Origin of the sequence: Pontitalea aquivivens (genome assembly GCF_046507575.1) — a bacterium.
GTDB classification, from domain to species: Bacteria; Pseudomonadota; Alphaproteobacteria; order Rhodobacterales; family Rhodobacteraceae; genus Pontitalea; species Pontitalea aquivivens.
In genome coordinates this window covers 174,927-186,337 of the sequence record NZ_JBKFEY010000005.1, presented here as the reverse complement: position 1 = coordinate 186,337, position 11,411 = coordinate 174,927, and the positions used below count along the sequence as shown (strand labels likewise).

Annotated in this window: 10 protein-coding genes; all 10 read right to left on the bottom strand. The window is 67.7% G+C overall.

The window, feature by feature from the left end:
* Window positions 1-163 precede the first annotated feature (163 nt).
* Window positions 164-1,159, bottom strand: a complete 996-nt coding sequence (locus tag ACK8OU_RS09345) for an ABC transporter ATP-binding protein (protein ID WP_410303110.1) — start codon at window positions 1,157-1,159, stop codon at window positions 164-166.
* The gene (locus ACK8OU_RS09340) at window positions 1,156-2,052 is read right to left on the bottom strand and encodes an ABC transporter permease (protein ID WP_410303109.1); all 897 of its coding nucleotides are present in this window, start codon (window positions 2,050-2,052) and stop codon (window positions 1,156-1,158) included. Before ACK8OU_RS09340 ends, ACK8OU_RS09345 begins: the two co-directional genes overlap by 4 nt.
* A complete protein-coding gene (locus tag ACK8OU_RS09335) occupies window positions 2,049-3,056 on the bottom strand; it encodes an ABC transporter permease (RefSeq protein WP_410303108.1) in 1,008 nt (335 codons plus the stop codon). Before ACK8OU_RS09335 ends, ACK8OU_RS09340 begins: the two co-directional genes overlap by 4 nt.
* Before the next feature lie 36 nt (window positions 3,057-3,092).
* A complete protein-coding gene (locus ACK8OU_RS09330; RefSeq protein ID WP_410303107.1) occupies window positions 3,093-4,628 on the bottom strand; it encodes an ABC transporter substrate-binding protein in 1,536 nt (511 codons plus the stop codon).
* A gap of 246 nt (window positions 4,629-4,874) precedes the next feature.
* Window positions 4,875-6,221, bottom strand: coding sequence for an RNA polymerase factor sigma-54 (rpoN, locus tag ACK8OU_RS09325; RefSeq protein ID WP_410303106.1), 1,347 nt, complete (start codon window positions 6,219-6,221; stop codon window positions 4,875-4,877).
* A 74-nt stretch (window positions 6,222-6,295) separates the two neighbouring features.
* Complete coding sequence (locus ACK8OU_RS09320; RefSeq protein ID WP_410303105.1) at window positions 6,296-7,498, bottom strand: NnrS family protein; 1,203 nt, start codon at window positions 7,496-7,498, stop codon at window positions 6,296-6,298.
* A complete protein-coding gene (locus tag ACK8OU_RS09315) occupies window positions 7,495-7,815 on the bottom strand; it encodes a 5-formyltetrahydrofolate cyclo-ligase (protein ID WP_410303104.1) in 321 nt (106 codons plus the stop codon). The genes ACK8OU_RS09320 and ACK8OU_RS09315 overlap by 4 nt, the downstream gene beginning before the upstream one ends.
* A 442-nt stretch (window positions 7,816-8,257) precedes the next feature.
* Entirely contained in the window at window positions 8,258-9,520 is a 1,263-nt protein-coding gene (gene arsJ, locus ACK8OU_RS09310; RefSeq protein ID WP_410303103.1) for an organoarsenical effux MFS transporter ArsJ, read from the bottom strand.
* Complete coding sequence (locus tag ACK8OU_RS09305) at window positions 9,517-10,515, bottom strand: ArsJ-associated glyceraldehyde-3-phosphate dehydrogenase (protein WP_410303102.1); 999 nt, start codon at window positions 10,513-10,515, stop codon at window positions 9,517-9,519. The genes arsJ and ACK8OU_RS09305 overlap by 4 nt, the downstream gene beginning before the upstream one ends.
* A complete protein-coding gene (locus tag ACK8OU_RS09300) occupies window positions 10,512-11,372 on the bottom strand; it encodes an arsenate reductase/protein-tyrosine-phosphatase family protein (protein ID WP_410303101.1) in 861 nt (286 codons plus the stop codon). Before ACK8OU_RS09300 ends, ACK8OU_RS09305 begins: the two co-directional genes overlap by 4 nt.
* Between the last annotated feature and the right edge of the window lie 39 nt (window positions 11,373-11,411).

The following is an 11,411-nucleotide window of genomic DNA, read 5'->3' as shown; positions in this document are numbered from 1 at the left end:
CCACAGCCCGATTCCCCGATCAGGCCCAGGATCTCGCCCTTTTCCACCGTCAGGTCGATGCCATTGACCGCGCGCACCACCGTTTGCGGCACGCCGGTCATCCGCTCGACCAGACTGCGCCGGCCTTCGTAATGTTTCGACAGGTTCTCGACGGTCAAAAGGCTCATGTCCGGTCCTCCCCGATCAGGATGCAGCGCGCGCGCCGGTCCGGCCCCGCCGCGCGCATCCCGACCGGCGCCAGGCAGGCATCCGTGCGCCGCGTACAGCGCGAATAGAACCGGCATTGCGGCGGCAGGCCGATCAGGTCGGGCACCTGCCCCTCAATCGGGCGGATCGGCTGGCCGCGCAGCCCCGGCCGCGGGATCGACGCCAGCAGCCCCTGGGTATAGGGATGCTGCGGATCGCCGATCACCTGCGCGGTCGGGCCTTCCTCGACCACCTGGCCCGCATACATCACCATCACCCGGTCGCAATGTTCAGCCACCACGCCAAGGTCATGGGTGATCAGCACCACGCTCATGCCCAGCCGGGCGCGGATGTCGGAAATCAGCTCCAGCACCTGCGCCTGAATGGTCACGTCCAGCGCGGTCGTGGGTTCATCCGCGATCAACAGCTTGGGCCGGCAGGCCAGCGCGATCGCAATCATGATCCGCTGGCGCATGCCGCCGGAAAATTCATGCGGATATTGCCGCAGCCGGTTTTCCGCCGATGGAATGCCCACCAGCCCCAGCATTTCCACCGATTTGGCGCGGATCGCGGCGCGCCGTGCGGCCCCGCGCGGGGGCAGGGTTTCGTCATGCGCCTCCAGCACCTCGGCAATCTGTTCGCCCACGGTCAGCGCCGGGTTCAGCGCGGTCAGCGCATCCTGCATCGTCATCGCGATGTCGCGGCCGCGCACCGCGCGCATCCCGGCCGGGGACAGCGCGCGCAGATCGCGCCCGTCAAAGCGGATCGTACCCTCTTCCACCCGGCCGGGGCTTTTCACCAGCCCCATGACGGATGAAAACGTCACGCTTTTCCCCGATCCGCTTTCGCCCACCACGCCCAGGCATTCGCCGCGTTCCACGGTGACATCGACCCCGTCCACGGCCCGCACGCGCCCGGCGCGGGTTTCAAAGACGGTGCGCAGCCCGCGCACATCCAGCAGTATCCCGGTCATTCGGCAAACCTCGGGTCAAAGGCGTCACGCAGGCCCTGGCTGGCCACATTGATCGCCAGCACCAGCAGCAGGATCGCAAGGCCGGGGAAGGTCGACACCCACCAGGCCTCAAGGATGAAGGCGCGGCCATCGGCCACCATCGACCCCCAGGACGCGGTCGGCGGCTGCACGCCCAGGCCAAGAAACGACAACGACGCCTCAAGGATGATCACATGCGCCATGCGGATCGTGGACACCACGATCACCGGCGACAGGATGTTGGGCAGGATTTCCCGCAGCATGATGTGCCAGCGCGAGGCGCCAAGCGCGCGCGCCGCCTCGACATATTCCAGCTCGCGCGTGGCCAGCGTCTCGCCGCGCACGACACGGGCGGGGATCACCCATTCCTTGTAGGCCAGCGCCAGGATGATGTTCCACAACCCCGGCCCCATCATCGCCATCAGCCCGATCGCAAAGATCAGATAGGGAAAGCCCAGCAGGATATCGACGATGCGCGAAATCACCACATCGACCCAGCCCCGCAGATAACCCGAGGCCAGCCCCGCCAGGATGCCGATCATCGTGGCCACCACGATCACCGCAAGCCCGATGAAGATGGAAATCCGCGCGCCATAGATGATCCGCGACAGGATATCGCGCCCCAGCGCATCGCACCCCAGCACAAAGGCCCACTCGCCCCCCGGCGCCCAACCCGGCGGCTGCAGGCGGCGGAACAGATCGGTTTCATTCGGATCATGCGGCGCGATCCAGGGCGCAAAGATCGCCATCACCACGAACAGCACCACCACGACCGCGCTTGCCATGGCCAGCCGGTTGGCGGCGAACATCGCCAGATTGCGGCGGAACAGGCTGTCCGCGGCATGGGTTTGGGGGGTGGTTTCGGTCAGGCTCACAGCTTCACCCTCGGGTTCAGGACGGTGTAGAGGATGTCGGCGACGAAATTCAGCAGCACATAGGTGACCGCGTAGAACAGCACCGCCGCCTGCACGAGCGGGTAGTTGCGCAGGAAGATGCTTTCCACCACCAGCCGCCCCAGCCCGGGCCAGCCAAAGACCGTTTCCACGATCATGTTGCCGCCCAGCAGGCTTCCGGTTTCGATGGCCGCCACCGATACGGTGGGGATCAGCGCGTTCTTCAGCGCATGGCGGAACAGCACGCGCCGGCGCGACAGGCCCTTGGCATCGGCAAAGGTCACATAATCCTGACGCAGCACCTCCAGCATCGAGGTCCGCGTGACCCGCATCAGGATCGCCGTCATCGGCAGCCCCAGCGTGATCGCAGGCAAAAGAATATGGCGGCAGGCATCGCCAAAGGCCCCCGGATCGCCCGCCAGCAACGTATCGATCAGCAGAAAGCCGGTCACGGTCGGCACTTCGGATGAAAACCCGATCCGCCCCGAAACCGGCAGGATCTGCAGATGCACCGCAAACAGCATCAGCAGCAGGATGCCGAACCAGAAGCCGGGCAGCGACACCCCCAGCAAGGACCCGACCGTCGCCAGCCGGTCAAGGATCGAGTTCTTGCGGATCGCCGCCAGCACCCCCAGCGGGATCGCGGTAACCAGCGCCACGATCAGCGCGACCAGGCTCAGCTCGATCGTGGCGGGCAGCCGTTCGGCGATCACCTCGCCCACCGGGCGGCGATGATAGAAACTGGTCCCAAAGTCGAACTGCACCGCATTGCCCAGGAACACGAAGAAGCGTTCCACCATCGGCCGGTCCAGGCCCAGGCCACGGCGCAATTCGGCCTCTTGTTCCGGTGTGATCGACTGGTCGCCGATCATGATCTGCACCGGATCGCCCGGTGTCAGCGCCATCATCACAAAGACGATCAGGCTGACACCCAGCAAAACGGGCACGAGTTGAACGATACGCTCAAGGAGCTTGCCAAGGCTCATGCCCGTTCCTCCTTTGTCAGGTCAGGTCAGATCCGGTCACTCGACGCAGGCATCATGCAGGTTGATGCGGCTGTCGGCGCTGGGTTTCCACCCCTTCAGGCGCCTGGACACGCCATAGATGTCCTGCGGCACCCACAGATAGACATAGGGCAGATCGGCGTTGATCATCATCTCGGCCTCGCGATACATGCCCGCGCGCTTCTCAGCATCCATCTCGACCGCGGCGCCATCCAGCAGCGCGTCCAGCGCGGGGTTGGCATAGCCCGCCGAATTGCCCCGGTCATTGCTGCGGTGCGTCGGCGTGAAGATGTCGAACGGGTCCAGCGAACCGTTGCCCCAGCTGCTGAAATACATGTCGCCGGTCTTGGGCTTGCCCTGGGTGCGCCACTTTTCGGTCAGCTGCGCGCTTTCGCCCACCGCCACCCTGGTGCGGATGCCCGCCTTGGTCAGCAGCGATGCCACCGCCTCGGCCGTGTCCTTGAACGCGCCTTCCACATCCATCGTCACCTCGATCCCGTCGGGAAAACCCGCCTCGGCCAGCAACGCCCTGGCCTTTTCGGGGTCATAGGCATAGGCCGGCAGTTCGCTGGCGCCAAAGGCGTCGGGCGACAGGATGCCCTCGATCCGCACGGCATTGCCGCCCAGGATGCGGTCGATGATCAGATCCTTGTCGATCGCATGGGCCGCCGCCTGGCGTACCTTGGGATCGTCGAAATATTCGCCCTGCATGTTCATCGCGATAAAGAAGCTGCGCGTGCCGTTCACCGTCAGAACATCGGTGTTAGGGTTGTTCTTCACCTGCTCGACCGAAAAGGGCGGCAGTTCGTTGATGATGTCCACATCCCCCGCCAGCAGCGCGGCCACCCGGCTGGCGCTTTCGGGAATGACCTTGAAGATCACGCGATCCACGCAGGCCTTGCCCACCGGCGCAATATCGGCGGCGCCGCCATAGTAATCGTCGAACCGTTCCAGGATGATCGCATCGCCCTTGCGCCATTCGGCCAGCCTGAAGGGCCCGGTGCCGTTGGGCTGCGTCGCCAGCCCGTCATTGCCGACCTTTTCCACCCAGGCCTTCGACACGATCTGCTGGTTCGGCAACATCGCGGGCAGGATCGGCCAGGGCTCTTTCAGCGTGATGCGCACGGTGCTGTCATCCAGGATGTCGACCTTGTCGACCGGCCCCATCAGGCCCTGGCGCGGGCTGGTCACGCCGCCGCCCATGCCGCCGTCCTGCACGATCCGGTCCAGGGTGAATTTCACATCCTCGACCGTCATGTCGGACCCGTCGTGGAACTTGATGCCCTGACGGATCCTGAAGTCATATTCGGTGGGCGACACCTGGGTCATCGATTCCGCGATCTCGGGCACCACCTTCATGTCGCCGTCGCGGGTCAGCAGCCCGTCATAGATGTTGCGGATCAGCGTTTCGGTTTCGCGCTTGCGGTGATTGGCCGGGTCCAGCGTATCGGCATCCAGCGTGAAACCCACGGTCAGGTCCTGCGCCATCGCCGCCGGGGCCGCCACCGAAAAGGCAAGGGCCGAGGCCAGGAAAAGTCTGTTCAATCTGGTCATGCAGATACTCCCTGATGATCTGTTGGTGATGCAGTTCTGCGCTGCAGTCTCGTTGAAGTCGGACATATGTCAGGATGCAAATATCATGCCTGTTTTTTCGCCCCGCGCCATGCCACAATTTTCATTAAAAAAATCATGGCCTTGTGGCCACGCCCCCCGGCAAGCCCCCGCCCGTCCCTGCAGGGCCCGCCGCACAACGCGCGGGTTTCGCGCAAGCCGCGCGAAAATCCCGCGCAACCGCGGCGTTCAGGGGCGGGGCGCGATCCGCGCCGCCCGGCGCCGCGCCGCGGCCGGCGCGATCCCTTCGGCTTCACGGTATTTCGCCACCGTGCGGCGCGCCAGAACGACACCCTCGGCCGCCAGCAGACCGGCGATCGCACCATCCGACAGCGGCACGGCCCGCGCCTCGGCGCGGATCAGCGCCGCGATCCGGTGGCGCACCGCGCGCACCGCGATCACCCCGCCCTCGCGCAGCGGCAGGCCCGGCCCGAACAGATCGCGCAGCGCCACCATGCCACGCGGCGTCGCCAGCAACAGCCCCGCCGTCACCCGGCTGATCGTGCTTTCATGCAGCCCCGTCGGCCCCGCCAGATCGGCCAGCGCCATCGGACGCAGCCGCCCCGGCCCATGGTCCAGCCAGTCGCGCTGGCGTTCAACCACCGCCTGCGCGATGCGCAGCGCGGTATCGTTGCGCCGGGCGACTGCGCGTTCCAGCCAGCGCGCGGCGCGCAGCGCCTCATCCTCGGCGCCCGCCCCGGCATCGCGTACCATCACACCGGGCAGCGTCGAGCGCGTCATCTCGACCAGCCAGCCGCCCGCGCGCCGGCGCACCGTCACATCCGGGTCGCGCAGCGGCTGCGGATCGGGGTCAAAGCGCGCCCCGGGCTTGGGGTCGAACCCCCGGATCTGCGCCAGGATCGCGCGCACCTGCGCCTCATCCCCGCCCGCCAGCCGCGCCAGCGCCGCCAGCTCGCCCCGCGCCAACAGCGCCAGATTGTCCAGCACCACAGCAAAGGCCGGCGTCATCACCCCCGCCTCACGCGCCTGCAAGGCCAGGCATTCCGCCAGCGACCGCGCGAACAGCCCCGCCGGCTCGGCCTGCTGGATCTGCACCAGAACCGCCTCGGCCCGGGCCGGCGTGCACCCCGCCTCGGCGGCGATGTCCGCCAGCGGGGCGCCCAGCCAGCCGCTTGGCTCCAGCGCGTTGATGAAATGCTCGGCAATCGCCCGGTCCGACGGATCGCGCAGGATCAGCCCGACCTCGCGGCGCGCATGATCGGCCAGCCCCGCCGGGGCCGCCGCCAGCCGGTCCGTCGCATCCCCGGCCCCGCCGACGATCCCCGCCCCGCGCGGCAGGCGCGGCACCGCGCCCCCCGGCCGGTCCAGCGCCGCCTCCAGCGCCTGCCACACCGCATCGCGCTGCGCCGCCACGGGCGGCACGATTTCCACCCGCGGGTTGCCCGCCGCCAGTTCCACGATCCGATCCGCCAGCGCCGCGTTCGAACAGCGCAAAAGCCCGATCGCATCCCGAAGCTCGGGCGTCATCGCCAGATTTCGGGCCTGGCGCATCTGAAGGCTGCTACGCGTGTGCATGGCCCATCATGCGCCGGATCGCCGCGCCAGGCAATGGCGCGGCCCCGCCCATCCGGGCCGCCCATCCGGCCCGCTCAGTTCGGGCGCCGCCGGTCGGCGCGCGGCCGTGTCAGGATCGGCCAGTACAGCACCGCGAACCCGCCAAAGCCCGCCACCCAGGCCATCCCGGCCAGATGCAGCAACCAGTCCTGCCCCGGCAGCACCCCCGCCGCCACCCGTGCCAGAACCGATCCGATCACCGCCAGATACAGCACCGCCACCCCGCGCCCCGCCGCCAGCGGCAGGCCCGCATGGCCCAGGCTCGCCCGGCTCATGACCGCCAGCGTCATCACCCCGACCGCCCCCGCCATCCAGACATGGCGCGCCGCGGGCCCGATCGCGATCAGCCCCAGCGCCTCGGCCCCCAGCGCCAGAAACCCCAGCGGCACGAAGGCAAACCCCGCATGCAGCACCCAGACCAGCGCCTCGGCCCCGGTCTGCCGCCCCTGCCAGCGCGCCAGCCGCAGCAGGTTCACCCCCCCCGCGATCAGACAGGCCAGCCCCGTCAGCCCCTGATCGGGCCAGATCACCCACATCGCCGCGCCAAGGATGGTTACCGCCATCGCCCCGTCATCCAGCCGCCCCATTGGCGCGGGCAGCGCCGTCGCGCGCCGCTTGACCAGCCAGTTGCGCGTAAAACTTGGCACGATGCGCCCCCCGATCAGCGCGATCAGCACCACCACCGCCGCCAGCCCCAGCCGCGCGCCGATGCCACCGGGCGCATAATCGCCGCGCGCCGCTTCCCAGTGGAACAGCCCGCCCGCCACGATCTGCACCCCCAGCACCCCCAGCACCTTCAGGTTGCGCCAGTTCCGCCCCGCCACGATCTCGCGCCCGATGGCCAGCGCCAGCGCCACCGCAAAGCCCAGATCGACCGCCGCCACCGCCACCGGCGGCAGGCCCAGCGGCAACGTCGTGACCGCCCGCCCCGCCAGCCACAGCGCCACCAGCCCCAGAAGCGGCCAGCCCACGATCGGAAACCGCCCCGTCCAGTTCGGCACCGCGGTCATCAGAAACCCCGCGATCACCGCCAGCGGATAGCCAAACAGCATCGCATGGGCATGCCAGGTCACCGCATCGAACGGCCCCGCCCAGTCGATCGCCCCCGCCAGCGCCATCACCCACAGCACCATCGCCAGCGCCGCCCACAGCGCGCCCAGCAGGAAAAACGGCCGATAGCCGTAACTCAGGATCGCCGGGCCCTGCCAGGCGCGGATCTGTTGGGCCGAGGTGGTCATGCTGTGCTCCGTCTCTGCGTGCCCGCCCCGGTCACGATCGCATCAAGGCGGATGTCATGGGGTTGCGGATCGGTCGTGGGCAGGCGCGCATCCCGATGACCCGCGCCAAGGACCAGCGGCCGGGGCTGCGATGCGGCCGGCGTGCGGACGAAACTGCCCCGGCCATAGCCCCCCCGATCGCGGACGCCGGCCGCGCGGACCGTGCCCACCAGCGGGTCAACCCGAACCCCGCCCCGCCACCCTTGCGCCGCGCCCCCGTACCCCGCCCGGCGGGCGGTCCGGGCCGGTCGGGCCAAAAGGAAGGACAAGACGGTCATGGCGTCCCTGATGCGATCGGGGGTTGGCCTCAGCGATAATCCAGTTAATAAGTATTGTAAATACCTATTTCAGGATCGGATGCGTCTGCCCCCCCTCACCGATTTCGGCCTGCGCGCCACCACATGACAAAGATCATCCAGGCCTGCCTCAAGGTGGCATCGTCACCACGCGCCGCGGCGGCGGCGGGGCCACCCTGGCCAATATCACCCTGACCCGCGCGTTGTTTTCCGCGCCCCATTGCGGAACCGGCAGACGCGCCGCCAGACGACTTGATTTACATCAAGTCAGTCACGGCGATTCGGGGTATGATCGGACTTGACAGCAAAGTCTCCCTTGCCGCGACGTCCCTTCGCGCTTGCTGTCGGCACTGGTCCGGGCCTCTCCCAGGTCCGGGAATGAATGCGCTGCGGTTGGCCACCGCGGCGCATTTTTCCGTTCCCCTCAGGCCAGGGCCTCGCCCGCATGCAGCCGCCCCGATATCAGCGCAGCAAGGGCCACCATCACCGCCGCCGCCCCCAGCACCAGCGCCAGCCCGCCGATCTGATAGCACAGCCCCGACAACAGCGTGCCGATCAGCCGCCCGCCCGCATTGGCCATATAGTAGAACCCCACATCCATCGTCACCCGCCCGGACCGGCTGAAGGCCAGGATCAGATAGGAATGCAGCGCCGAATTGACCGCGAACAGCGCGCCAAAGACCAATAGCCCCGCGACCAGAACCGCCGTCAGCCCGGGGCTCGGCCCGCCCGCCAGCATCACCGCCCCCGCCAGCACCGCCGGCACCAGCGCCAGCCCCCCGGCCCAGATCCGCGCCGCCCGGATCAACGCACCCTCGGGCCGGCTGGCCGCGCGCAGGATGACGGGCGCCGCCGCCTGCACCGCGCCATACAGGATGATCCAGACCGCCATGAACCCCCCGATCAGAAAGAACGCCGCGCGGTTGCCCGCCGCCGTGCCATCCGACAGCACCGCATGGAAATAGATCGGGATGCCAACCACGAACCACACATCGCGCGCGCCGAACAGAAACACCCGCGCCGCCGAAAGCCAGTTCACATTGGCCGATTTCGAAACCACCTCGGAAAACTTCGCGCCCCTGCGCCCGCCGGGCAGACCCGGCGGCATGGCCAGCACGATCGCCACCAGGATCAGCGCCAGCCCCCCCGCCATCGCCAGCACCGCGCCCGTAAAGCCGATCCCCGCCAGCAGCGCCGCCCCCGCCAGAAACCCCAGACCCTTCACCGCGTTCTTCGACCCGGTCAGCACCGCGACCCAACGGAACAGCGCGCCATTGCCCGCCGGCGCCAGCAGCTTGACCGCGGATTTCGACGACATCTTCGCCAGGTCCTTGGCCACCCCGCTGGCCCCCTGCACCGCCATCACATAGCCGACCGAAACCGCGACCCCCCAGCCCGGGTCCAGCCGCGCCAGCGCGACCAGCGCCAGCACCTGCAACCCCAGCCCCGCATACAGCGTCACCGCCAGCCCGAACCGCGCCGCGATCCAGCCCGCCGACAGGTTGGTGACCATGCCCGCCAGCTCATACAGCACGAACAGATAGGCCAGCTGCACCGGGCTGAAGCCCAGCGTGTGGAAATGCAACAGCACCAGCATCCGCAGCGCGCCATCGCTCAGCATGAAGGCCCAATAGGCCGCCGTCACCGCGGCATAGGCCGCAAGGCCCGCCGGGGCCGGGCGCGTCACAGCGCCGCCCCGACCATCAGCGCCACATCGACCAGCCGGTGGGCATAGCCCATTTCATTGTCATACCAGACATAGGCCTTCACCTGCGTCCCGTTCACCACCATGGTGGACGGCGCATCCACGATCCCCGACCGGGTGTCATTGGTATAATCGGCCGAAACCAGCGGCCGTTCCTCATAGCCCAGAATACCGCGCAGCGGGCCCTCGGCCGCGGCCTTGAACAGGGCGTTGACCTCCTCCGCCGTGGTCGCGCGCGCAACCTCAAGGACGCAATCGGTCAGCGAGGCATTCAGCAGCGGCACCCGCACCGCATGACCGTTCAGCCGGCCCTTCAGTTCCGGATAGATCAGCGTGATCGCCGTGGCGCTGCCCGTCGTCGTCGGGATCAGCGAATTCAGCGCCGATCGCGCCCGGCGCAGATCCTTGGCGGGGCGGTCCACGATGGTCTGGGTGTTGGTCACGTCATGAATCGTGGTGATTGACCCGTGGCGGATTCCCAGCGCCTCATGGATCACCTTGATCACCGGCGCCAGGCAATTCGTCGTGCAGCTGGCCGCCGTCACGATCCGGTGGCGCGCGGGGTCATAGCTTTCATGGTTCACGCCATAGACGATATTGGCCGCGTCCCCATCCTTGACCGGGGCCGACACCACCACCTTCTTCACCCCCGCCGCGAAATAGGGCGCCAGCTGCGCCGCCGTCCTGAACGCGCCGGTGCAGTCGATCACCACATCCACCCCCGCCAGCGGCAGATCGGCCAGGTCGCGCGTGCCGACAAAGGGCAACCGGCGGCCATCGATGATGACCCCGCCCGCGTCATGCCCAAAGCTGGCATCCCAGCGGCCATGCACCGTGTCGAATTCCAGCAGATGCGCATGCATCGCCGCATCGCCCAGCCCGTCATTGATCCAGGCGATCTGCGCGCCCCGCGCCAGCAGCGGCTTCAGCGCCAGTTTTCCGATCCGGCCAAGGCCGTTCAGCGCATAGGTGGTCATGGGGCGGGCTCCGTTGACTGGGTTGACTGGGTTGACTGGCGGCCGATCTCATCGACCGCGGATTGCAGGGCGATGCGGTCCAGCGTGGCGATGGGCAGCGCAGCAAAGGCCTCGATCCGCCGCTTCAGCGCGCCATAGGCCTGCTGAAAGGCCAGGCTTTTTTCCGCATCGGTGCCGGTCGCCTGCACCGGATCGGGCATCCCCCAATGGCCACTGACCGGCTGGCCATCCCAGGACGGACAGTCCTCATTCGCGGCCTGGTTGCAGACGGTAAAGACGAAATCGAACACCGGCGCATCGGGCCCGGTGAATTCCGCCGTGTTCCTGGCGCGCAGCGGGGCAATGTCATGGCCCTTGTCCTCCAGCACCTTCAACGCAAAGGGGTTCAACGCCGATGACGGTCGCGTGCCCGCCGAAAAGGCATTGAACCGATCGCCCGCGATCTGGCGCAACAGCGATTCCGCAAAGATCGATCGCGCCGAATTTCCGGTGCAGATGAACAGCACATTGTATTTCCGATCCGCCATCATCGGGTCCCTTGCATCCAAAGGGGATGCCGTCGCGCACAGATCCGCCCGGCCCCGGCAACAATCCAGCCACAGGTAATCCAGCGTCTGTCGCACCGCCGCAATATCCACCGCATAAGACAGTGACGTGCCCGCCCGCGTCTGGCTGATCAATCCGGCCTGCAGCAGCGCCGCCAGATAGGCCGAAAGCGTGCTGGCCTTCAGCCCCAGCGCCGCGGCAATCTCACCCGCAGGCAGCCGGTCGGGATAGCGCCGCATCAACAGCCGGAACAGCGCCAACCGCTGCGGATGGCCAAGGGTGGTCAGACGGTGGGGAATCTGTTTTTCCATATTTCACGGATATGCGAAATAATGGGCGCCGCCAAATGA

Excerpts from the sequence above, each read along its gene's own strand:
- ACK8OU_RS09300 (WP_410303101.1), bottom strand. The coding sequence starts at position 11,372 with ATGGAAAAACAGATTCCCCACCGTCTGACCACCCTTGGCCATCCGCAG.
- rpoN (WP_410303106.1), bottom strand. The coding sequence starts at position 6,221 with ATGCACACGCGTAGCAGCCTTCAGATGCGCCAGGCCCGAAATCTGGCG.
- ACK8OU_RS09330 (WP_410303107.1), bottom strand. The coding sequence starts at position 4,628 with ATGACCAGATTGAACAGACTTTTCCTGGCCTCGGCCCTTGCCTTTTCG.
- ACK8OU_RS09305 (WP_410303102.1), bottom strand. The coding sequence starts at position 10,515 with ATGACCACCTATGCGCTGAACGGCCTTGGCCGGATCGGAAAACTGGCG.
- ACK8OU_RS09335 (WP_410303108.1), bottom strand. The coding sequence starts at position 3,056 with ATGAGCCTTGGCAAGCTCCTTGAGCGTATCGTTCAACTCGTGCCCGTT.
- ACK8OU_RS09320 (WP_410303105.1), bottom strand. The coding sequence starts at position 7,498 with ATGACCACCTCGGCCCAACAGATCCGCGCCTGGCAGGGCCCGGCGATC.
- ACK8OU_RS09315 (WP_410303104.1), bottom strand. The coding sequence starts at position 7,815 with ATGACCGTCTTGTCCTTCCTTTTGGCCCGACCGGCCCGGACCGCCCGC.
- ACK8OU_RS09345 (WP_410303110.1), bottom strand. The coding sequence starts at position 1,159 with ATGACCGGGATACTGCTGGATGTGCGCGGGCTGCGCACCGTCTTTGAA.